The 23,770-nt window shown below is 36.7% G+C and carries 21 protein-coding genes, 1 tRNA gene and 1 pseudogene; 17 read left to right on the top strand and 6 right to left on the bottom strand.

The window, feature by feature from the left end:
* The first annotated feature begins 16 nt into the window (after positions 1 to 16).
* The 13 genes from hypF (at position 17) to F6K40_RS20985 (ending at position 13,118) form a co-directional block, all read left to right on the top strand.
* Positions 17 to 2,386 carry a carbamoyltransferase HypF gene (gene hypF / locus F6K40_RS21045; protein ID WP_293139059.1) on the top strand — a complete coding sequence of 790 codons (2,370 nt, stop codon included), beginning with the start codon at positions 17 to 19 and terminating at the stop codon, positions 2,384 to 2,386.
* 74 nt (positions 2,387 to 2,460) lie between these two features.
* Entirely contained in the window at positions 2,461 to 2,727 is a 267-nt protein-coding gene (locus tag F6K40_RS21040) for a HypC/HybG/HupF family hydrogenase formation chaperone (RefSeq protein WP_293139058.1), read from the top strand.
* Positions 2,728 to 3,014: 287 nt separating this feature from the next.
* The gene (gene hypD, locus F6K40_RS21035; RefSeq protein ID WP_293139057.1) at positions 3,015 to 4,166 is read left to right on the top strand and encodes a hydrogenase formation protein HypD; all 1,152 of its coding nucleotides are present in this window, start codon (positions 3,015 to 3,017) and stop codon (positions 4,164 to 4,166) included.
* A 359-nt stretch (positions 4,167 to 4,525) separates the two neighbouring features.
* Positions 4,526 to 4,750, top strand: a complete 225-nt coding sequence (locus F6K40_RS21030; protein WP_293139056.1) for a tautomerase family protein — start codon at positions 4,526 to 4,528, stop codon at positions 4,748 to 4,750.
* 445 nt (positions 4,751 to 5,195) lie between these two features.
* Complete coding sequence (locus tag F6K40_RS21025; protein WP_293139055.1) at positions 5,196 to 5,660, top strand: GNAT family N-acetyltransferase; 465 nt, start codon at positions 5,196 to 5,198, stop codon at positions 5,658 to 5,660.
* A gap of 357 nt (positions 5,661 to 6,017) precedes the next feature.
* Entirely contained in the window at positions 6,018 to 7,106 is a 1,089-nt protein-coding gene (gene hypE, locus F6K40_RS21020; protein ID WP_293139054.1) for a hydrogenase expression/formation protein HypE, read from the top strand.
* Complete coding sequence (locus tag F6K40_RS21015) at positions 7,100 to 7,243, top strand: hypothetical protein (protein WP_293139053.1); 144 nt, start codon at positions 7,100 to 7,102, stop codon at positions 7,241 to 7,243. Before hypE ends, F6K40_RS21015 begins: the two co-directional genes overlap by 7 nt.
* A 381-nt stretch (positions 7,244 to 7,624) precedes the next feature.
* Positions 7,625 to 7,912, top strand: a complete 288-nt coding sequence (locus F6K40_RS21010; RefSeq protein WP_293139052.1) for a hypothetical protein — start codon at positions 7,625 to 7,627, stop codon at positions 7,910 to 7,912.
* A 120-nt stretch (positions 7,913 to 8,032) separates the two neighbouring features.
* A complete protein-coding gene (locus tag F6K40_RS21005) occupies positions 8,033 to 8,872 on the top strand; it encodes a Uma2 family endonuclease (protein WP_293139051.1) in 840 nt (279 codons plus the stop codon).
* Between the two features lie 177 nt (positions 8,873 to 9,049).
* Positions 9,050 to 9,394: a hydrogenase maturation nickel metallochaperone HypA gene (gene hypA / locus F6K40_RS21000; RefSeq protein ID WP_293139050.1), complete on the top strand. Its 345-nt coding sequence runs from the start codon at positions 9,050 to 9,052 to the stop codon at positions 9,392 to 9,394.
* A gap of 173 nt (positions 9,395 to 9,567) precedes the next feature.
* The gene (locus F6K40_RS20995; RefSeq protein ID WP_293139049.1) at positions 9,568 to 10,047 is read left to right on the top strand and encodes a hypothetical protein; all 480 of its coding nucleotides are present in this window, start codon (positions 9,568 to 9,570) and stop codon (positions 10,045 to 10,047) included.
* 25 nt (positions 10,048 to 10,072) lie between these two features.
* A complete protein-coding gene (locus tag F6K40_RS20990; protein WP_293139048.1) occupies positions 10,073 to 12,253 on the top strand; it encodes an NACHT domain-containing protein in 2,181 nt (726 codons plus the stop codon).
* Between the two features lie 58 nt (positions 12,254 to 12,311).
* A complete protein-coding gene (locus F6K40_RS20985) occupies positions 12,312 to 13,118 on the top strand; it encodes an Rpn family recombination-promoting nuclease/putative transposase (RefSeq protein ID WP_293139047.1) in 807 nt (268 codons plus the stop codon).
* Between the two features lie 315 nt (positions 13,119 to 13,433).
* Here the strand turns inward: F6K40_RS20985 and F6K40_RS20980 are convergent, their stop codons facing one another.
* Positions 13,434 to 13,604: a hypothetical protein gene (locus F6K40_RS20980; RefSeq protein WP_293139046.1), complete on the bottom strand. Its 171-nt coding sequence runs from the start codon at positions 13,602 to 13,604 to the stop codon at positions 13,434 to 13,436.
* Between the two features lie 307 nt (positions 13,605 to 13,911).
* Here F6K40_RS20980 and hypB point away from each other — a divergent pair, with 307 nt between their 5' ends.
* Positions 13,912 to 14,751 carry a hydrogenase nickel incorporation protein HypB gene (gene hypB, locus F6K40_RS20975; RefSeq protein WP_293139045.1) on the top strand — a complete coding sequence of 280 codons (840 nt, stop codon included), beginning with the start codon at positions 13,912 to 13,914 and terminating at the stop codon, positions 14,749 to 14,751.
* Positions 14,752 to 15,110: 359 nt separating this feature from the next.
* Here hypB and F6K40_RS20970 read toward each other — a convergent pair.
* The 5 genes from F6K40_RS20970 to F6K40_RS20950 all read right to left on the bottom strand — a co-directional run bounded on the left by F6K40_RS20970 (position 15,111) and on the right by F6K40_RS20950 (position 20,830).
* Positions 15,111 to 15,197, bottom strand: a tRNA-Ser gene (locus tag F6K40_RS20970).
* A gap of 530 nt (positions 15,198 to 15,727) precedes the next feature.
* On the bottom strand, positions 15,728 to 16,582 hold the full coding sequence (locus F6K40_RS20965; RefSeq protein WP_293139044.1) for an ABC transporter permease: 855 nt from the start codon (positions 16,580 to 16,582) through the stop codon (positions 15,728 to 15,730).
* Between the two features lie 375 nt (positions 16,583 to 16,957).
* A complete protein-coding gene (locus F6K40_RS20960) occupies positions 16,958 to 17,872 on the bottom strand; it encodes an ABC transporter permease (protein ID WP_293139043.1) in 915 nt (304 codons plus the stop codon).
* 508 nt (positions 17,873 to 18,380) lie between these two features.
* A complete protein-coding gene (locus tag F6K40_RS20955; protein ID WP_293139069.1) occupies positions 18,381 to 19,490 on the bottom strand; it encodes an ABC transporter substrate-binding protein in 1,110 nt (369 codons plus the stop codon).
* Positions 19,491 to 19,663: 173 nt separating this feature from the next.
* Positions 19,664 to 20,830, bottom strand: coding sequence for an ABC transporter ATP-binding protein (locus tag F6K40_RS20950; protein ID WP_293139042.1), 1,167 nt, complete (start codon positions 20,828 to 20,830; stop codon positions 19,664 to 19,666).
* 384 nt (positions 20,831 to 21,214) lie between these two features.
* On the opposite strand from F6K40_RS20950, the gene F6K40_RS20945 reads away from it, so the two are divergent.
* The 3 genes and pseudogenes from F6K40_RS20945 to F6K40_RS20935 form a co-directional block, all read left to right on the top strand.
* Positions 21,215 to 21,997 carry a Uma2 family endonuclease gene (locus F6K40_RS20945; RefSeq protein ID WP_293139041.1) on the top strand — a complete coding sequence of 261 codons (783 nt, stop codon included), beginning with the start codon at positions 21,215 to 21,217 and terminating at the stop codon, positions 21,995 to 21,997.
* A gap of 204 nt (positions 21,998 to 22,201) precedes the next feature.
* A pseudogene (locus tag F6K40_RS20940) lies at positions 22,202 to 22,969 on the top strand (Uma2 family endonuclease); the annotation flags it as partial.
* Positions 22,970 to 23,245: 276 nt separating this feature from the next.
* Positions 23,246 to 23,770: pentapeptide repeat-containing protein (locus F6K40_RS20935; protein ID WP_293139040.1), on the top strand; the 525-nt coding region annotated here is incomplete at its 3' end.

Below are 23,770 nucleotides of genomic sequence, written 5' to 3'. Positions count from 1 at the left end.
TTTTGAATTTTGAATTTTGAATTTATCCATAATGTCTCAAACAGCAGAACAAATTCGCATCTATGGCACCGTGCAAGGTGTCGGTTTTCGCCCTACTGTCTACCGTATCGCCAAAACATTGGGTTTGCGCGGTGAAGTGAGTAACGACGGACAAGGTGTCTTAATTAAAGTTGTGGGCGATCGCTCTACCATTAACCAATTCATCGAAAAAATTCATTCTGAACGCCCTCCACTTGCCCACATCGAGAACATTACGCGCCACCCCCTGGAAAACGCAAATTTCCCAGATTTTATTATCGCTTCCAGCACTAACAACGCCGTTAGTACAAAAATAGCGCCCGATGCTGCCACCTGCTCCGCTTGCAAAAGTGAAATATTCGACCCCTTGAGTCGCTGGTATCGTTACCCATTCACCAACTGTACCCACTGCGGACCTCGCCTCAGTATCATCAAAAAATTACCTTATGACCGCAAAAACACCACGATGGCAGATTTTAACCTTTGCCCAGAATGTCAGCAAGATTATTCCGATCCCCTCAACCGTCGCTTCCACGCTCAACCTACTGCTTGTCATGTCTGCGGACCGAAAGCTTGGTTAGAAAGAGCGGATGGCAAACCAGTCAGTGCCGATATGTTCTCAATGTTGGATGATGTGGATGCGGTTTGCACTCTGATCCAACGAGGAATGATAGTTGCTATCAAAGGGTTAGGCGGTTTTCATCTTGCTTGCGATGCCACAAATGAGGAAGCGGTGCAAAAATTACGTCATCGCAAACGTCGCCCCGATAAACCTTTAGCATTGATGGCGCGAGATATTGAGATGATTTCTGAATATTGCAGTATTACTGAAACGGAACAGAAATTACTCGAAAGTGTAGCTGCTCCTATTGTTTTGTTGGAACCAACTATTGGACAACAGTTAGCACCTAGTGTTGCACCCGGACAAAATACTTTAGGTTTCATGTTGCCATATACGCCATTGCATCATTTAGCATTGCGTCGTTTGAATGTTCCCATAGTGTTAACAAGTGGCAATTTTTCTGATGAACCTCAGTGTATTGATAACGAAGAAACGCGGGAGAAACTATCAGAAATTGCTGATTATTTTCTCATACATAATCGCCCTATTTTTAATCGAGTTGATGATTCTGTGGTGCGAGTTATTAAGGAAGTGCCTCAAGTATTACGTCGCGCCCGTGGTTATGCCCCTGCACCGATTAATTTGCCTCCTGGATTTGCCGATATTCCTCCTATTTTGGCAATGGGAGGTGAGTTAAAAAATACTTTTTGTTTATTGCGTGATGGGCAAGCTATTTTATCTCAACATATTGGGGATTTAGAAAATAGTTTAGCTGCCACAGCTTATCAACAAACTTTGAATCTTTTTTTAGGTTTATTAGAGGCGGAACCAAGTGCAATTGTTGTGGATAAACACCCGGAATATTTATCAACAAAACTTGGTAAAGATTTGGCTGCTGCTAATAATTTAAAAATAATTGAAGTGCAGCATCATCATAGTCATATAGCAGCTTGTATGGCAGAAAATGGATTAGATATTGATTCTCAGCCAGTTTTAGGAATTGCTTTAGATGGATTAGGTTATGGGGAAGATGGAACTCTTTGGGGCGGAGAATTTTTATTAGCAAATTATCAAGGATTTGAACGTTTAGGAACCTTTCAACCTATACCAATGATTGGAGGAGAACAGGCAATTTATCAACCTTGGCGGAATACTTATGCCCATTTGGTAGCTGCTTTTGGTTTAGATTTTATTAAGGATTACGAAGATTTAGAATTATTTAATTTTTTCCAAACAAAACCTCTAGCTTTGCTGAATCAAATGATACAAAAAAAGATTAATTCCCCCCTAGCTTCTTCTTGTGGACGATTATTTGATGCCGTAGCTGCTGCGATTGGAATTTGTCGAGAATCTTGTAGTTATGAAGGCCAAGCTGCAATAAATTTGGAGGCTTTAAAAAAGAGGGATTTATTAAGTGATGCTGAAGAAATTGAAGCTTACCAATTCAATATGTTACAGTTGAAAAGAGATAGTAAATTCCCTCTTACTTATCTAGTGCCGCAGCCGATGTGGCAATCCTTACTGATAGATCTAAAACAAAGTGCTGCTCCAGCTCTGATGGCAGCAAAGTTTCATCAAGGATTAGCGATCGCTATTTCTGAGATGGTGGCTGGGCTACATCAGAGTTGTGAGTTTAATCAAGTCGCTTTAACTGGTGGAGTATTTCAAAATAAATTGTTACTTACAGGAGTGAGCGATCGCCTAATTAAAATGGGTTTAGAAGTTTTGACTCACAGTCAAGTTCCACCTAATGATGGCGGTTTATCTCTAGGTCAAGTAGCGATCGCTGCTGCTAAAATGGGATAGCAAGACAAGGAGGGCAAAACAAGGATTTGGGCACGGATACACGGATTTTAAAAAGTTTTTATTTGAGCAAAATTTTGATTAATTTAAGAAAAATGTGTTTAGGAATTCCCGGTCAAATTATTGAAATAACGGATATTGTCAATAAATTGGCAACGGTTAATATTAGTGGGGTGAAACGGGAGGTTAATATTGCCTGCATAGTTGATGAAGAACATCCGGTGGAGTCATGTGTTGGCGACTGGGTGTTAGTTCATGTGGGTTTTGCCATGAACCGTGTAGATGAGGAAGAAGCAATAGAAACTTTGAAATTATTGCAGGAAGTTGCTGCGGTAATGAATTAAAAGGTAGGTTGGGTTAAAGAAATGAAACTCAATATATCTAGGTGTAGGTTGGGTTGAGGAAACGAAACCCAACATATTATTATCAGGACTTACGCAGGCAAACCCAGAAACCGGGTTTTTTCGTCAATGTTGATTGTTAAAAACAACGATTTATCCTAAAAACCCGGTTTCTTTGCGTAAGTCCTGATTAGATTTATTTATGACAACTAATAACTGATTTGTTGGGTTGCGCTAGCGCTTAACCCAACCTACAATACGACAACTTATAACAGAAACAGAAAAAATATATGAAATACGTTAAAGAATTTCGCGACCCCCACAAAGCGCAAGGTTTAGTAAGAGAAATTGATCAACTCAGCCAAAAATTAGGATACACCACCGATCGCCCACTAAAAATTATGGAAGTTTGTGGGGGTCACACTCACTCTATTTTCAAATATGGCATCGAGGAAATCTTACCTAATAATGTCGAACTAATACATGGCCCTGGATGTCCAGTTTGCGTGATGCCGAGGGGTAGATTAGATGACGCGATCGCTCTTTCAGAAAAACCAAACGTCATTTTTACAACTTTCGGCGATGCGATGCGGGTGCCTGGTTCTCAAAAAAGTTTATTGCAGGCAAAAGCTCAAGGTGCAGATATTCGGATGGTTTATTCGCCCTTGGATAGTTTGAAGATAACCAAGGAAAACCCAGACAAAGAGATAATTTTCTTTGGTTTAGGTTTTGAAACTACCGCCCCCAGTGCAGCATTAACTATTTTGCAAGCAGAAGCAGAAGGCATCAGCAACTTCAGCATTTTTAGTAATCATGTTTTAGTTGTACCCGCTCTAGAAGCATTATTGAGTAACCCAGATTTAGAATTGCAAGGTTTTGTCGGGCCTGGCCATGTGAGTATGGTTATTGGTACTCAACCCTATCGCGTAATTTCCGAAAAATATCAGAAACCTTTAGTCGTATCAGGATTTGAACCTCTGGATATTTTGCAATCTATTTGGATGTTGCTACAACAAATGTTAGAAGGTCGTTGCGAGGTAGAAAACCAATATAGTCGGGTGGTGAAAGAAGGCGGTAATAAGGTAGCGATCGAAGCAATGGCAAAAGTATTTGAAGTGCGAGAAAAATTTGAGTGGCGTGGTTTGGGAGACATTCCTGAGTCTGGGTTAAAAATTACTGATGCTTATTCTTATTTTGATGCTGAGGTCAAGTTTTGTGTGCCTAACAAAAAAGTTGCTGATGCTAAAGCTTGCCAATGTGGGGAAATTCTCAAAGGTGTTTTGAAACCTTGGCAATGTAAAGTATTTGGTACTGCTTGTGTTCCAGAAAATCCGATCGGCACTTGTATGGTTTCCTCTGAAGGTGCTTGTGCTGCCTATTATAAATATGGTCGGTTGTTTAAGAAAGAAAAAGGAAATAAAGCTGAAGTGGTAGCATCTTAATACCGTTTCACTGAAGTCAGAACTTAGATTTGATCGACTAAAAACTTTGATAATATCAAATCCGGTAACATCGGTGCTATTCAGTATTCAAAGGTAAGAGTCTATATTGTAGGGGCGAATGGCATTCGCCCTTAAGCATTGTACGACGACGACAGAATTATACTCTCCGAAGCCAACGGATTTGATATAAGACAATAGTTTCGGGTAATTATTTGACATTTTAAAGTTGGAAACTATTTGTGATATCCCTAAAGTGAATTGGTATTAGTCTGCTTTTCCATTCCCTACTCCCTAAAAAAAAGGAACTCTGTACCTTACCAATATGATAATTACTATAAACAAATTAGGAGGAAAAAATCATGCCATTTATAACTATTCAAATTGCTGAGGGTCATTCGGTTGAATTAAAACGCAAACTAGCAAAAGCTGTCACTGATACTGTTGTTTCTACTTTAGGAACAAAACGAGAGTGGGTGACAATTCATATTGATGAATTTAGTCGAGAAAATTGGGCGATCGGCGGTCAACTTCATATTGATAAACATCCCGGTCGTCATGCAGAAAAAGTTGAAAATAATAGTTAATTTTTCTGGTAAAAATTGATAGTAATTACGGAGTAGTCAGAACTCAGAATTCAGGAGAGAGAAGTGGTGGAAAAAAGAATATATTAGGAGGAGAAAATTTTTTTGTCGCGTAAGTGGAACGGCGTTCTATCGCTAATTAAGCGGACATGATATTAGTAGGGGCGAATAGCAATTCGCCCCTAAATTTACCGAAACAATTAAAGAATTAAACAATTAAATAATTAGATAATTCAGGTTTAAAGCCTCCCCAATAAAGGGGAAGAAAATAAATTTTTTCCTTTTAGTCAATCCTCGACCTTTTAGGGAGAGGTAATTATCCATTATCCATTATCCATTATCCATTATTGAAAGTACGGACTAAATTTGAGAGCGACCAGAATATTCTCATACTAATAGCGACTGCTATAATTCTAATTATTTAGAAATAAATAGTCATCTAAAAATTATGCTTCATACAGAAATAGTAATCAGAGAAGCAGTTCCTAATGACATAAAAAAAATTATGGAATTGCTGTATTTAAAAGCAAAATTTGACGGCTGCCCCGAATCTCTTAAAGCAACAACTGAACAACTAAATAACGATTTATTCGGCACAACTCCCCTTACTTCTATTTTATTAGCAGAAGTAGGGGGTAAAGCTGTAGGTTTCGCTAGTTATCATCGAATTTATTCTACATTTTTAGCTAAACCTGGAATTTGGCTAGATGATTTATATTTAAAAGCAGAATACCGAGGTCAAAAAATTGGTAAAGCTTTAATGACTCATTTGTATCAAATAGCTGAAGAAACAGGTTGCGGTAGAATTGATTGGACTGTTAATATTAATAACTTTCAAGGCATTAACTTCTATGAAAAAATAGGAGCAAAGATTATAGAAAAGGTGAGATTATGTCGCCTGAAAATTCAATAATTAAGCAGTAATGTAGCTTGGTTCAGCAATTAATAATTAATAATTACCCCTTCTTCTTGGTATTTTGGTAAACCACCCGATATAACTCTTGAAATTGTCTCTAATAAAATCGGTAATAAACTAGGAAGTAAGTGGGAAGATTATGCTTTTGCTAGAGTAGGTTATTATGTAGTTTATAACCCACTAAAACAGCTTGGGCAAAATATTTTACGAGTTTATAAATTACGAGGTAATAGTTATGTATAATTGGATAATTTATTGTTGCCACAAGTTTTTGTAGAAGGAAATTTAGGACTTCAAGCTTCCTACCTACAATAGGAGCTACTGATAACTGATAACTGATAACTGATAACTGAAATGACACCCAAGCAACATCCTTTATTTCAAAAAATTGAACGAGCGCGACGTCGCCCGACAAAGGTGCGCGATACCAACATTACTCTCGCTCATGGTAGCGGTGGCAAAGCAATGCGCGACCTCATAGAAGATATTTTTGTCGGCAACTTTGACAACCCTACCCTATCTCAACTAGAGGATCAAGCAACATTTGACCTAGCGACTCTCACTGCTCAAGGAGACAGACTTGCTTTTACCACCGACTCTTATGTAGTTGACCCGATATTTTTTCCTGGAGGTAATATCGGCGAACTGGCAGTCAACGGTACTGTTAACGATCTAGCGATGAGTGGAGCAAAACCTTTATATCTCTCCTGCGGAATGATTATTGAGGAAGGTTTCTCTGTTGACTCCCTCCGAGAAATAGCAAAAAGTATGAAAGTTGCAGCAGATGTCGCTGGAGTTAAAATTGTCACTGGAGACACAAAAGTTGTTCACCGTGGTGCTGCCGATAAATTATTTATCAATACTGCGGGGGTTGGTGTAATTCGTTCTGGTGTTTCTATTTCCGCGCAAAATCTCCAACCAGGGGATGCCGTTATTGTGAATGGTTATCTTGGAGACCACGGAGCAGCTATTACGATCGCCCGTGGAGACCTCGCTCTGGCAACGGAAGTCAACAGCGATACTCAACCTTTGAATGGTTTGGTTGATACGATTCTCGATGTTTGTCCGGAAGTTAAGGCGATGCGAGATGCTACCCGTGGAGGTGTGGCGACAGTATTAAATGAATTTGCCATGAGTTCCGAAGTAGGAATACGACTTTTTGAATCTTCCCTACCAGTGCGGGAAGAGGTGCAGGGAGTCTGTGAAATTCTCGGTCTCGATCCTTTATATTTTGCCAATGAGGGTAAGTTAGTGACGGTGGTGCCGGGAGAAAAAGCGGAAACTGTGTTGGCAGCAATGAAATCTCATCCTGCGGGTATTGATGCTGCTATTGTGGGCGAAGTTATTGCTTCTCCTCCCGGAATTTTGTTGTTGCAAACTATATTCGGCACCGAGCGTATTGTAGATATGTTGGTGGGAGACCAACTGCCAAGAATTTGTTAGGGAGGAGCAAGACAAGAGCAAGACAAGAGCAAGACAGGGATTTGGGCACGGATGAGCAAGACACGGATTTGGTCACCGATGAGCTAGACACCGATTTGGGCACGGATGCACCGATGATGGAAATTTTGTCGGGGTAATTTCTCCCAACCCTCCCACTTATAGAAGTTAAAAGTCAAATTTTATAGGCTCAAAACTTTGACACTCGCTCAAAAAATATTTTCCCAAAGATTTTTTCACGGATGAGCAAGACACCGATTTGGGCACGGATGAGCTAGACACCGATTTGGGCACGGATGCACCGATGATGGAAATTTTGTCGGGGTAATTTCTCCCAACCCTCCCACTTATAGAAGTTAAAAGTCAAATTTTATAGGCTCAAAACTTTGACACTCGCTCAAAAAATATTTTCCCTTTGAACCTTTTTTTCTTTATGCCTTCCTGACTCCAAAGTATAAGTATTGAACCGGACATAATATTAATATCAAATTTTGAAGTTTAAAACCCAATATTTAAAGAACATGACAATTTTTTTTGATGCTAAAATTGAAATTATCGAACTTAATAAGTATCAAGAACGTCCTGGATTTTCTGATAAGTATCATCTGGTCAAATTCTTGCTAAACTCAGATGGAATAAATTCCTTTGAAGTTAAGATTTGGGTTCATTATAATTATCCAGAAGCAGAAATAATTAAAGTTGCTAGAACTTTTTTAAATCGTCGTTTACAAGATTTTGTGGAATTAACAAGTGAGGATATTTATACACCAGATGAAGTTGATGCTCTGTGGCAGTCTTTCAACAATTAATAATTAATAATTTATTTACAGCACTTTTGAGCATAGTGAGGTAAACTTATAGGACTATTCTTATATTCCCTATTCCCTGTTCCCTGTTCCCTATTCCCTAATTAATAAAGGAAAAAAATTATGTCTATATTACCAACACAAACAAATATTGAATTAGCCCCCAAAAGTTTCAAAAAGCAACCAGAAGATTTTGAATTTGTAGAACCAGATATTAGTGAAGTTATTACTGAGGATGATACTCCTGTGGATAATTTAATTACTGAGAAACAACAACGACTATTAACTACTACTTTATACAGTTCTTTCCAAACAGACTTACCATTTTTAGCAACTGCCAATGTCGGGCTTTTTTACGGCAATAAAATACCACCACTTGTACCAGAAGTTCTCGTCAGTTTACGAGTCAAAGTACCGGAAGATTGGAGTCAAAAACAGAATCGTTCTTATTTTGTATTTTCTTTTGGCAAACCTCCAGAAGTAGCCATCGAAATTGTCTCTAATAAAATCGGTAATGTACTAGGTAGTAAATTACAAGATTATGCTTTTGCTGCGGTTGGTTATTATGTAGTTTTTGACCCACTTAAACAACTTGGGGAAACTATTTTACGAGTCTATGAATTACGAGGTAATAGTTATGTAGAGCTAGGAAATTTCTATTTGTCTCAAGTGGGATTACGTTTAACAATTTGGCATGGTATTTTTGAAGGAAAAGAATATGATTGGTTGCGCTGGTGTGATGATTCGGGGAATATTTTGTTAACTGGAGATGAACGAGCTGAACAAGAAAAACAACGTGCTGAAGAGGAAAAACAACGAGCTGAACAGGAAAAAAAACGTGCCGAACAAGAAAAAAAACGTGCCGAACAGGAAAAAAAACGTGCCGAACAGGAGAAACAACGAGCTGACAAACTAGCAGAAATTCTCAGGGAAAGAGGTATTAACCCTGATGAAGTTTTGTAATTAAAAAATGTAGTGGGCGATCGCCTACTACTGACATTTTTTTAAGAGAGAGAAAATAGTTTTTTTATCAGTCAATATAAATAGTCTCAAACTAAATTTTTTAGGCTGAAAATTCTCTCCTTATCTTCTAACTTTTAACTTGAAAATTACCTGAAAAACTGAAAAAATTTTGTAAATATGCACGAATTAGGAATTACTCAAAATATTGTTGCCATAGTTGCTGAAAATGCTGGGGATAAATCAGTAAAAAGAGTCACTTTAGAGATAGGTGAACTTTCTGCAATTATGCCCGATGCTATTGAATTTTGTTTTGATATTTGTAGTAAAGGCACTGTTTTAGAAGGAGCAACTTTAGAAATTATCAAAATTCCAGGTTTAGGAAAATGTCGTCAATGTGCGACAGAAATTCCTCTAGAGAAACCATTCGGAGTTTGTCATGTTTGCAACAGTGTTGAACTTGATATTATTCAAGGTCAAGAACTTAAAATTAAGGAAATGGAAGTAGAAGAATTATGTGTTTAATATCAAAAGATTTGAGGGAAACCTAAAGTTAACTACTTCAACTTTTTCGGTTGAGTAAAATTTATGTTGTACAATAGACTTGTCCCTTTATAACTGAAAAAATCCCAAAAAACTTTATCAAAGCTTGAGCTGAAGCCGAAGTAAAGGCACTTTTAGCCAAAAAAGATAATAGGATGTATAATTTAGAAAATAGGCTAGAAACGGCGTTACAGCGTCCTAGTTTTTATACACAAACTTATCAACCTAAAGGAGATACTTTTATGGCAGATGCGCAAAAAAAATTCACTAAAAATGACTTTAGAGGTGCAAGTTTTACCGGAGGATATATTAATTTTGAGAAAGTTGAAGCTAAACAGGCAGCCGGAACAATTCACAATTATTCTTCTGAACAAAAACAAAACCTAGCAGATGCAGCAGCAGAAATTCAACAACTTTTACAACAACTCGAACAAAGTTATCCAAATGCAACAGAAATTGAAAAACAGAGTGCTTTAGCTGTAACTTTGCAACAAGAAATTAAGCAAAATTCCACACTTAAGGCAAGACTAAGAAATGCTCTAAAACAAGGAGGAATTGAAGCATTAAAAATTTTGTTTGCTCCTATTGGAATTCCTATTGAAATGGTCAAAGGTTGGATTGAAGCAGAAACCTAATAGGCTATCGCATTGGTAAATATCTATGTCGGAAAAACCCAGAAAAGTCTCTAAGAATGATCTACGGAATTCCCAGTTTGGTGGAGCATTTGTTAATGTTGAAAGTGCTGATGCTAATCAAATCGGCAGTGAGATTCATAATTATAATAATGTTATTCTAAATCAGCAAGCAGACTTAACACCCCAAGAATATCGTAACCGTCAGGCACTACTAACAAAAGTCAAGAACTTTTGGGTGAAAGGTGTTCTAGAAAAGTCCCTCTATAACCAAGTAGAGTTTGGCCTAGAGGAACGCCCCGATGCGATCGCTAATCCCTGGAGTATGATTTTAGATACGGGGGACAATTCGCCCCAACCTCTACCGAGTGGTACTAAGATAATTGAAATTTTTGACGAAATTGGTGCGGGGAGTTTACTAATATTAGGGGAACCAGGAGCAGGAAAGACCACAACATTATTAGAATTAACTAGGGATTTAATTGCCCGTGCTGAACAAAACACCAACCTTTTAATTCCTGTGGTCTTTAACCTTTCATCCTGGGTAAATAAACGGCAAAAGATAGAATATTGGCTAGCAGAGGAACTGAATATTAAGTACGATGTTCCTAAAAAAATAGCACAAGTTTTGATAACTCAGCAAAAATTATTGCCATTGCTTGATGGTTTGGATGAAGTTAACAAAGAGTATCGAGATAATTGTATTGTTGCATTGAACCAATTTAAGACAAATTACGGTGTAGAGTTAGTTGTTTGCAGTCGAATTAAAGACTATGAAGCTTTGTCTAATCGTTTGAAGTTTCAGAGTGCAGTTTATATAAAGGAACTAACTTTAAAACAAGTCAATTGTTATTTGAAGAGTTTTGGTAAAAAATTAAGAAGTTTAAGAAAGCTCATTGCAGAAGATAAAGCATTGCAAGAGTTAGCGCAATCGCCTCTGATGTTGAATATTATGACTCTAACTTATCAGGGAGTAGCTGTTGAAGACTTGCCGAAAACTGAAGTGATAGAAGAGCGAAAGAAACAACTTTTTGATGATTATATTGAGAAGATGTTTAACCGTATTGCTCGCTGGAAAGGTATACAAATATATTCTAAAGCTAAAACAAAATACTGGTTAAGTTGGTTAGCCCAAAATATGCTTAGGGAGTCACAAACAGTATTTTTAATTGAGCAAATACAGCCTATTTTGCTGAAAAAAAAGAGCCATCGTTTTCTGTATAAATTTGGATTAATGTCTTTTTTAGGGTTAGTTTGTGGATTAATTTTAGTTCTTTTCTTTCCTAGGAAGATTCCTTTCTTTTTTGCATCAAGTTTTATTTCTGGAATGATACCTGGATTACTTCCCGCAATCGAAAATAGTCTTCTCAGAGCATTAGCTTCAGGATTGGTATTTGCATTGATGATGTACAATCTTTCTAATTTAGTCGATCTGTATTATAATTATTTTCCAGATGATAACTTTAATATACTTTTATCTTTTACAGCAAAAAAATCTTTTTCATTAATTGGAGGACTTATTTTTGGGTTATTAGTTACTCAAGTAAAACAAGATATAGAAGTAACGCATGACTTAAAATGGTCATACGGCAAAGCTTATTTTAATATTTTCAAAAGCACTCTAATAGGTATGTTATTTGGAGTGTTTTTTGCCTTTACCGACTTAGGTAATATATTAAGGTTTTATATGACTATGCCGATGTATTTATTAGAACCAAGTAAAGAATCTTTAGTACAATTTACTTTACTTTTTGGAATTACTTTTGCAATAATTGCTGCATTCTTTGGTGGCATAGAAAAGATATCAAAAGTTGATGCTACCACAAAACCCAACCAAGGAATACGGAAGTCTGTCGTTACTGCTATATTCACTGGAGTTCTTGGTTTTCTAGGAGGATGGATTGCAGCACAATGGTTTCCAATTGCTATTGGTGTAAGGATGTCGTCTTCATTTTTTTCATTTCCTTTAATTTTAGGTATAGCTTGTAGTCTTGTTGGAGGATTGATTAACGCAGAAGGTTCAGGTATAGTTTGCATTCAACACTTCTTCCTCCGTTTCATCCTCTACTGCAACAATAAAATCCCCTGGAATTATGCTCGTTTTCTCGACTATGCAGCAGAACGTATCTTCCTCCAAAAAGTAGGCGGTGGTTACATATTCATCCACCGAATGTTAATGGAACATTTTGCTCAAATGACTGATAAATAACAAAACAAATATTAACTGTATAGTAAAATATTTCTACTGCCCCTAAACTATAAATATTTTGAAAACAGACAGTATTTTCTATCAAATATTTCTCAACTTTCCGACAATTTTCTTTGAACTAATTAACCAACCAAATACCAATACTCAAACTTATGAATTTACCTCCCGTGAAGTCAAACAATTATCTTTTCGTTTAGATGCTTTATTCCTACCAACGGACAATAACCCTAATAAACCTTTTTACCTTGTTGAAGTCCAATTTAAACCAGATGATAATCTCTATTATCGTCTATTTGCCGAATTATTTCTCTTTTTACGACAATATCAACCCCCCTATCCTTGGCAAGTAGTTGTTATTTATCCGAGTCGTAATATCGAAAGAGAACAAAATCAACACTTTGGCAATATTTTAGCCTCAAATCAAGTCCAACGGATTTATTTAAACGAATTGGAAGAAACTGTAAGTGGTTCATTAGGGGTTGGAGTTGTTAAACTGGTAATTGAGCCAGAAACTCAAGCGATTAATTTGGCTAAATCTTTAATTTCTCAAACCAAAGAGGAAATTATTGAGCCAAAAATTCAACAAGATTTAATTGACCTAATTGAAACAATTATTGTTTATAAGTTACCCCAAAAAACCAGAAAGGAGATTGAAGCAATGTTAGGTTTAAGTGAATTGAAAAAAACTAAAGTTTATCAAGAGGCTTTTGCTGAAGGTGAAGATGAAGGCAAAGAAAAAGCCCACTTAAAATCTCTATCTAATATGATTCGTTTAGGTTTAACTTTAGAGACTATTGCTGAATATTTAGATTTGCCTTTACAGGAAGTTCAAAGATTAGCCAAACTGACTGAAAATAGAGATTAAATTTTTTTCAATTTAATTAAGTAGGTAGACGCGAATCAACTTCACTATATAACCAAATTTTGGTGCAGTCTCAACCCTTGAGATTGCTTCCTTCCACTTTTTTACAGTCGCAATGACGTACTTTTAAATAATTAATAATTAACAATTAATAATTAATAATTACCGCTTCTTATAAAGAAGAGGATTGCCTAAAAAAATTTTTTTTTCTTCTCTTGGTTGATTGGATATAGTTAGGTAACCCATCCATCCCTCAACCGCTTTTTTCTCCATGAATGGAGAGGCTTTATACCTTAATTTTTCGGTAAATTTTCTCACTTATATCATGTCTCTTTGAATAACCAGAATAAAAAATTGAGGGAGTAGGGAGTAGGGAGTAAGGAACGAAAAATCTTCTCGCTTGGATAGAAGAAGATTTTTAGGCGTTGCTGAACCAAGGGATGAATCTTTCACTCCCCACACGGACCACACTTCCCACACTTCCCACACATAAGCAACGCCGATTTTTATTACGGCTAATTAATGAGACTTGATATTACCAAAAAATGAGTATCAAAGCCTCCCCTTTTAAGAGGATGAAAAAAATGTTTAATATCAAATCCGCATAGAATAAAAGGTGTTAACTATATATATACACCTTTTTTTTAACCCGGATTTGGTATAACTCAATATTTCAAGTCTTTGATTTTAGTCGGAGGTTCACTGATAACTGATAACTGATAACTGATAACTGAAATGACCTACTTATAATCAAATCTCAAAAACAAAAAATCAAAGAAATGGAGAAAGAAAAATTATGTGTGTAACTTGCGGTTGTTCCGGTGATAATCAAATTACTATTACTAATTCTCAAACAGGAGAAACAATGACAGTAGATAAGCATCATTCCCATACTCATACTCTCCCAGATGGCACTGTTATTACTCATACTCATTCTGATAATTATACTCCCGAACATAATCATCAGGCAACGGCAGAAGTTCATGCCAAAATGCACGAAACAACTATTACTTTAGAACAGAAAATTTTACAGAAAAATGACCTGATAGCTGCCCAAAACCGAGGTTGGTTTAAAGGTCGAAATATTCTGGCATTAAATTTAGTTAGTTCTCCTGGTTCTGGCAAAACAACTTTATTAGCTCGGACTATTAATGATTTAAAATCTGAATTAACTTTTAGCGTTATAGAAGGCGATCAAGAAACTATTAATGATGCAGAAAAAATTCGCCAAACTGGTTGTAAAGTAGTGCAAATTAATACTGGCAAAGGCTGTCATTTAGAAGCTGCAATGGTAGAGAAAGGTTATACAGAATTAAACCCTCCTTTAAATTCAATTTTGATGATTGAAAATGTGGGAAATTTAGTTTGCCCTGCTCTATTTGATTTAGGAGAAAATTCTAAGGTAACAATTCTATCAGTTACCGAAGGAGAAGATAAACCGATTAAATATCCCTATATGTTTCGGGAAAGTCAGGTAATGATTCTGACAAAAATTGATTTATTACCTTATCTACAATTTGATGTCGATCGCTGTATTGAATATGCAAAACAGGTAAATCCTCAGATTCAAATTTTTCAGGTTTCTGCTATTAGTGGAGAGGGTTTAAATAATTGGTATAATTGGTTGAAAAGTTAAATTATTCTCTTTCGAGAATAAGGTAATCAAAATATTTTATCCCTATACTAAGAAACCGGGTTTATGGGAGGTCAATGGTAGGGACGTTTAGCTTGCATCACAACTCCGTTAACGCGGAGCGACATAGAAAGCGGAGCATTCCGGAACGGAAAACGCATTAATGCTCAAGCAACATCCGTACAAGGGCATTTAATACAAACCCGGTTTCTATTCATAGTTCCTAAATAACGGAGAAGGGCAAGACTAATTCTTTGTCGTCAGAGAATATTTACAGCCCTACATTTTGTTAAGCTCCTGTGATTGCCACACTTCCCACTCCCCTCCTCTTTTTTTCTCTAGTAACAATAAATTGACCCTGACGGAGAGGGGGGGATTCGAACCCCCGTATAAGTTACCCCATAACAGCATTTCCAGTGCTGCGCCTTAAACCACTCGGCCACCTCTCCAGGAAGCAAAATTATTTAATTTAAAATTTGCTCACAATTCAACTATGTTAGCAGAACTAATCTAAATTTAGCAACCCCCTCAGACAAAAAAATTTGAACTTGGATTTTGGGCCTATATCTCATAAAATAGAAATTAAGCCACGTTAGTTAAAACTCACATTCCGCACCACAAAATATAGTATGGAAGAAGGAGTCAGGAGTCGTAGGGGCGAACGGCCGTTCGCCCCTACTGGAGACAGAATTTTAGAAGAAAATCATAGCTGCCGTAATTGAGTAATCAATCAAGCAAGTATTTATGCTTAATTATTTACTCGGAATTTAATCGACGAAAAAAGTAATTGAGATGATTTGCATAGTATAAATATTTACCAAAACACAGATTTTTATACTACTTTTAACAATACAAATTGAACTGCGGAATGTGGGTTAAAAGTTCAAGGTGGCGATCTAGATACTCATGGCCATTCTTAAGTTGGGCGATCGCCAAAACAGCTCAATCACTTCAAATGACCAATATAATTTCTTGATTACTAGATTATGCCCTTATTTTTTTTCTCACCCCTATTCCGCAAAAATTCTCCAATAATTGCTATTGCTCCTGAACCTATAATTAAAATTACACTCAGAGCATTAATATCTGGTTTTACTCCTGTACGAATCCGACTAAAAATTTCCATTGGCAATGTTGTTGCTCCACTCCCTGCGGTAAAACTAGCAATTAAAAAATCATCCATACTTAGTACAAAAGATAGCAAACATCCAGACAAAATTCCTGGCAATAATTGGGGTAATAATACTTGCATAAAAGCTTCTAGTGGTGTTGCCCCTAAATCAAGGGCAGCTTCCTCTAAATTAGGGTCTAAATCTGCTAATCTTGTGGAGACAACTAAAGCTACATAAGCTAAACAAAAAACAATATGAGCTGCAATAATTGTCCATAAACTTAATCTAATTGCCAATGCAGCTAAAAATACTAAAGTAGCTACAGCGATCGCTATATCAGGAATAATTAATGGCAAATAAGAAATGCCTAGATATAAGGACTTACCACGAAACTTATATTTTGCTAAACCTACTGCCATTAAAGTACCAATAACTGCCGAAATAGCTACAGCACAAATAGCTACAGTTAAACTATTTTGAAGAGCAGTTAAAATCCTAGTATCCTGAAAAAGTTTGACATACCATTGCCAGGTAAAACCTTCCCATCCAGCGCTATATTTAGATTTATTGAAACTATAAAAAGTCAGGACAAAAATCGGCAGGTACATAAATAGGAACATTAAAACTGTAAATATTACCTGCCAAGAAATCTGAAGTTTAGGTTGAGATTTAGACATATCTATTGGGATATCATCTTCTGGGTTTATTACAGTATTTGTCATCTTTAACTAGTTAGTTAATCTTTATTTTTTGTTGGAAATAGGGGGTAGGGAGTAGTCTTTTTGACTTATAAAGCATATTTCGGACTAATGATGTACAAGGAGCGAATAGTAAAATTATTGTAGTGCGAGCATCTTGCCCGCGATAGGTATATTTGGGATTTGCTCTAACTTTTGACTTTATAATAAATATAGTTGATATGACAAACAATATACAGCGGGTTTCACCAGGCGTGAGGTACACCCCGAAGCGAGCAAGATGCTCGCACTGGGTTGCTGTATTACTTTTGAATTTTGAATTTTGAATTGATAATATACTTGATATGACAAAAATTATATTACTTTTGAATTTTGAATTTTGAATTTTGAATTTTGAATTTATTTCGAGGGTTTACCATCACCAAATTTTAGTAAAAGAGCGATCGCTATACTTACTCCTAAAATCAAAACCATACTCAAAGATGAACCAAAACCCCAATTTTGAGTAGCTCCTAAAAACTGGTTATAAATTAATCGAGCAGCAGTCATACTGGAAGCTCCACCTAATAATTCTGGGTCAACAAAATCTCCTAAAGAACTAATAAAAACTAATAAAGAACCTGCTGCAATACCAGGTAAACTTTGGGGAACTGTTACTTTCCAAAAAGTTTGTATAGGAGTAGCACCTAAATCGGATGATGCTTCTAATAATCTCCGGTCTAATTTTTCTAAAGAAGCATAAAGAACTGTCACAATATAAGGTAAATAACTATAACTCATGCCAATTAAAACTGCAGGAGTTCGATTCAATAATTCCAAAGGTGGTAATCCAATAATTCCAATAATTGAGTTTAATACACCAGTGGGGCGTAAAATTGTAATCCAAGCATAAGAACGTAACAAAGATGAAGTCCAAAGTGGCAAAACAAAACCCAATAAAAGTAGATTTCGCCACTGTTTTGGTGACATTAAAGCAATCCAATAAGCTACAGGAAATCCTAATAATAAACACAAAATTGTTGTACCTGTAGCCAAATTTATTGAACGCCAAATTACCTTTAAATTCAAGGGGTCAAATACTCGTAAATAGTTACCGATACCGTCAGGAATTACTAAATCTCCTGGTCTAATATTTTCTACTAAACTTAGCTGAAAAATTACTAAGGTTGGCAATACTAATAAAAACAATAACCATAAACCTGCCGGACCTAATAAAACTAGAGGACCCAACAGTTTAGAAAATATTTGACTTATACCATTTTTTGACTGAGAATTAGGGAAAGCTGGAGCAGATGTTTTAGTAGGAGTAGTCATATTTGCAAATTCAAAATTCAAAAGTCAAAATTCAAAAATAATATAGCGCTACGCGAAGCGTGAATAGGGAATAGTAAACTGTCAAAAGGTTTCAGCATTTATAAATGTCCTAATCTTTGCTTCGACTGCTATACTATAGAAATTGGAAAATTTCTCAAGGATTGGGTTCTATAGTTCTACGCGAAGTTCAAAGTCAAAAGTTAACAGTAATATCTGACTGAGAGTTTTCAATGCCTAAATGGTTAGTGCTATATATGTTTAGGAACAAGGAAATTTATTAACCTTTACTTAGGCTTTAATAACTAAAAAAGTGTGTAGAAGAATCACATAAATAAAATCAGGAATTTGTCTTCTTCCTACTTTACCAATTGATAATTGTTATGTTAGGTTTAAAGCCTCTCCTTAGAAGGGGAGAAAAAGAAATAAGATATCCTTATATTCAATTCTATTACGGTTTTAACCAGAAGTAATTATCCATTATCAATTATCCATTATTAATTATTGAAAATTATCCACTTGTTAATTTAGTCCAGTATCTTTGATAAACTTCTTCATATTTACCCAGTGGAGCCAAACTTTCGCAGTTTTGAAGAATTGACTCTGGGGGAAATAAAGTAGGGTCTTCTTTTAATTCTTCTGGTAACATTTGATAAGCTGCACGAGAAGGTGTCGTAAAACTGAGTCTTTCTACAATTTCCGCTGCAATATCTGGCTGTAACATAAAGTTAATCCATTGATAAGCACCATCTGGGTTAGGAGCATTTTTCGGAATTACTAATGTATCTATCCATAGGGAGGAACCACTGCGTGGGGTAATATATTCTAAATCTTCATTTTCAGGTTTAATTTCTGCTGCATCAGAAGAATAACACATAGCAATCAACAAATCTTCTACTAAAATTTGAGAGCGCCAACCATCTGTAGTAAAAGAAGCGATCGCTGGTCTGAGTATAAGTAACTCTTCGTAAGCTTGCCTAATATTTTCTACATTGGTAGAGTTATAAGAATATCCTAATTTTCTTAAAGCACACCCCATCACCTCGCGCACGTCATTGACTAAAGTCATCCGCTTCAATACTAAATCTCTATTTTCCCAGAGATACTCCCAGTCAGTAGGCGCTGTCGGTAAAAGTTTGCTATTGTAAATTAAACCAGTAGTTCCCCAACTTACAGGTACACTATAGACATTACCTGGATCGTATACCGGGTCTTGAAATTGGGGAAATAGATCGTCTAAACCAATAATTAGAGATTTGTCTAACTCTGTCAACAAGTTTAGGGCAGCCATTTTTTGCACCATATAATCAGAGGGATAGATAATACTATATGCTCCACCTCCTCCTGCTTGTATTCTAGCTAGCATCGACTCGTTAGAGTCAAAGACATCTGCAACTACTTTGATACCAGTTTCATCGTAGAAGCGATCGAGCAAATCTCGATCAGTATATCCTGCCCAAGTATATATGTAGAGTAAATCTGAATTACCCTGCATTCTGGAGTTAGATTTCACTTCAGCTAATCTCCAACCACAACTAGAAAGGGTTGAAACTGCGATGGTAGCTGCTGACGCTTTTAGAAATTGACGTCTAGAAGTACGAGTATCTTCCTGGTAACTCAATTTCGCTACATTATTTCGCTGGTATTTCTGTAAATTAGTTGGAGGCACAATAGTTACAAAAAGTTCAAAGTCAAAAGTAAGTTTACGTTAAAAATTCAAGTGTATTTAAATATTTTTACCGAAAAATAGAGGCTTTAAGCCTCTCCTTTTTAATAATTATTAATTATTAATTATTAATTATTAATTATTGAAGATCTTGATTCACTTAAAGCCAAACAATGTTGTTTTGACCAGTAAACATAAATAGGAGTATCTGGGTTTGGCAAAGTTCCTTCTGTATTTGGTTGCCTTACCATCATCCGATCGCCCGACAACAAATTTACTTGATAATGTACATGAGTTCCCATATACATTATATTAGTCAACCTGCCTTCAAAACAATTTTCTGATACATCTGGGCAATACAGACTGAGATTAACTTTTTCTGGTCGTACACTTACAACTACTGAAGCACCTCCATATATTTCTCCATTTTGTTCCTTCTCGCTCAATTTTGACTGTTCTACAGAAATCTGTAGACCACTATCTGTCTTAACAACCAGACTAGAACTATGATTATATTCCACCCGACCTTGAAATAAATTCGTATCTCCAATAAAATCTGCCACAAATGGACTTTCGGGGCGCTCGTAAATTTCTTGAGGAGAACCTATTTGTTCTATTCTACCCTCGTGCATCACAGCAATACGGTCTGACATACTCATGGCCTCTTCTTGGTCGTGAGTTACCATCACAAATGTAACGCCCAAATCTCGATGTAAATTGGACAATTCCATTTGCATTTCTTTGCGTAGCTTTAAGTCTAGGGCACCGAGAGGTTCATCTAATAATAATACTGCTGGACGATTTACTAAAGCCCTTGCTAAAGCCACCCGTTGTTGTTGCCCACCGGATATTTGATGAGGATAGCGATCGGCAAATTTCTCCATTTTCACCAACTGCAAAACTTGTGCTACTTTTTCCTCAGTTTCAGCTTTTCCTAAACGTTTGATTCGTAGTCCAAAAGCAATATTATTTTTAACGGTCAAATGGTTAAATAAAGCGTAGCTTTGAAAAACAGTATTGACTGGGCGACGGTAAGCAGGAGTTTGATTCATAGATTGGCCTCGAATCATTATTTCACCCGCTGATGGGGTTTCAAACCCAGCTATTAAGCGTAACGTTGTAGTTTTACCACAGCCAGAAGGCCCTAGAATACTAAAAAATTCTCCTTGACGGATATTGAAGTCCACACCTCGTACTGCTGTATGGCCTTCAAATACTTTGAATACTTTACGCAGTTCGACGTCGTTTTGGGTTTTGGTTAGGGTTGTCCCAATATTCAGTGCAGTTTGAGTCATAATTGCTATGTTTGGATTTGGGAATATAATTGGGAAATTGGGTCTTAATAAATTTAAGTATGAGATTGCTTAATATTTTAAATTATTTTTAAGGTCTTTGTCGTTAATTTCACTTCAGTTAAATACAATTTTAGTAAGGGTTAATGGCAGTCAACCCTAGGATAAAATGTTACAACCAATTTAGGATTGCTATAGTATTTTAATTTCCTTTTTTGGGTAGTTCCTATTTACTTACTTGAGAAAATAAGATTTTATCTCACATTCTGTACTTCAGAGTGTAGCATAAAGATATATCAATCATCTTTCATAATGACTAAAAAATAAGGTCTCAAGCCTCTGGGTTTAGCCGGAGGTACTGATAACTGATAACTAAAATAACATAGTATGGTAAAAGAATTAACTACTGATACAAAACCAGAAATTATTTACCCAGATAGCGACGGTCAACCAATGGCAGATAATACAAAACAGTTTCGCTGGATAGTCATTATTAAAGAAAACCTGGAAATTTTATTTGCGAAAGTTCCTGATGTATTTGTTGCTGGTGACTTGCTCTGGTATCCGATTAAAGATAACAATAAAACTCGTATTGCTCCTGATGCAATGGTGGTTTTTGGCAGACCAAAAGGCGATCGTGGTTCTTATATACAGTGCAAAGAGGAAAATATTGCCCCCCAGGTAGTATTTGAGGTTTTGTCGCCGGGAAACACTCCTAAAGAAATGAGGAAGAAACTACAATCTTATGATGATTATGGAGTTGAAGAATATTATGTTTATGACCCCGATAAAATAAATTTGACAGGTTACATTAGAGTTGGGAAAAGCTTGAGAAAAATAGAAGAAGTGGATGGTTGGGTGAGTCCCCGTTTAGGTATTCGCTTTCAAGCTGCACCAGAAAGTTTGGAAATATATCTACCAGATGGGAGAAAGTTTCTGACTCCTGTAGAGTTAGACCAAGCTAGGGAACAAGCAGAACAACGTGCTGAACAAGAACGGCAACGTGCTGAACAGGAACGGCAACGTGCTGAACAAGAACGGCAACGTGCTGAACAGGAACGGCAACGTGCCGAACAGTCAGGCAAACGTGCTGAACAAGCAGAACAACTTGCTGATAAATTAGCAAAGTTACTCAGAGAAAGTGGTATTGACCCCGATCAAATCTTATAGGTTGTAGGGGCGAATGGCTATTCGCCCCTATTGGACTACTCAATCTTTATTAATACAGGACTAAAGCCATGTGAACCCAGAAACCCGGTTTCTCGTAGACATCTATTGCTCAAAACAAGGATTTATCGTAGAAACCGGGTTTCTTTGCGTAAGTCCTATAGATAAAAAATAGATAAAAAAACTGATAACTGAAACGACATAATTATGGTAGAAGAATTAACTAATGATACAAAACCAGAAATTATTTACCCAGATAGCGATGGTCAACCAATAGCAGATAATACAAAACAGTTTCGCTGGATAGTCACTATTAAAGAAAACCTGGAAAGTTTATTTGCTGATGTTCCTGATGTATTTGTTGCTGGAGATTTGCTGTGGTATCCCATAGAAGGCAATAATCAAACTCGTATTGCTCCTGATACAATGGTGGTTTTTGGTAGACCAAAAGGCGATCGTGGTTCTTATAAACAGTGGGAGGAGGAAAATATTGCACCCCAGGTGGTATTTGAGATTTTGTCACCACGAAATACTCCTAGAGAAATGATGAATAAACAGTTATGTTATCAAAATTATGGAGTTGAAGAATATTACATTTATGACCCCGATAATATAAAGTTTACAGGTTTAATTAGAGTTGGGGAACGCTTAGAAACAATAGAAAAAGTCGATGGTTGGGTGAGTCCCCGTTTAGGTATTCGTTTTCAACTTACACCAGAAATTTTGGAAATATATCGACCAAATGGGAGAAAGTTTCTAACTTTTGTGGAATCATACCAAGCTATGCAGCAAGAAGAAGAACGTGCTGAACGCATGGCAGAGTTACTTATTGCACCAGAAAGTTTAGAAATAGAGCGACCAGATACGGCAAAATTTCTGAGTTTTGTAGAGTTAGACAGAGCCAGGGAAAAAGCAGAACAACGTGCTGATAAACTAGCAGAGTTGCTGAAAGAAAGAGGTATTGACCCCGAACAGGAACGGCAAAGTGCTTATTGGGAACGGCAACGTGCTTACTGGGAACAATGTGCCGAAGAGTCAGACAAACGTGCTGAACAGTCAGGCAAACGTGCCGAACAGCAACGGCAACGTGCCGAACAGCAACGGCAACGTGCCGAACAGCAACGTCAACGTGCTGGTAGACTAGCAGAATTACTCAGAGAAATAGGTGTTAACCCCGATCAAATCTTGTAGGGTGCGTTAAATTTCATTAACGCACCGCCTCTTCTAAATCCTTATTAATAGATAAAAAATATGAATCGCCGTAAACGTGAAATATTGCAACAATATAAACAAGAAGATAAACGAAATTTCCAAAGAGCTAATCTGAGAGGTTTGTCTTTTCAGGGAGAAGATTTGTCTGATGCAGATTTTAGTTTTGCCGACATTCGGGGTACTAATTTTCGTGGCGCAAATCTAACGGGTACTAAGTTTTGTGGAGCTAAGGCAGGGTTACAGAAGCGTTGGGTGGTGGTTTTGCTTGTTGGTGTTTTTGTTTTAGTTGGTATATCAGCTTATTTGAGTCTATTCATTTCAAGTTTGATATTACTAATTTTTGATTCAAGTAGTGTCAGTAATCAAATTTCTGGTTGGGTGTCTTTAGTTGTAACTATTATATTCTGGATAATATTTATTTATATAGGAATAGAAAACTCGGCCTTCGCCGTAGCCGGAGCCGGAGCCGTAGCCGGAGCCGTGGCCGTAGCCGTGGCCGTAGCCGGAGCCGTAGCTGGAGCCTTCGCCGTAGCTGGAGCCTTCGCTTTCGCCGTAGCCGGAGCC

Origin of the sequence: Okeania sp. SIO3I5, assembly GCF_010672085.1 — a bacterium.
Classification (GTDB): domain Bacteria; phylum Cyanobacteriota; class Cyanobacteriia; order Cyanobacteriales; family Microcoleaceae; genus Trichodesmium.
Note: the sequence above shows the minus strand (reverse complement) of the source record. Positions and strands in the feature narration are given on the sequence as shown.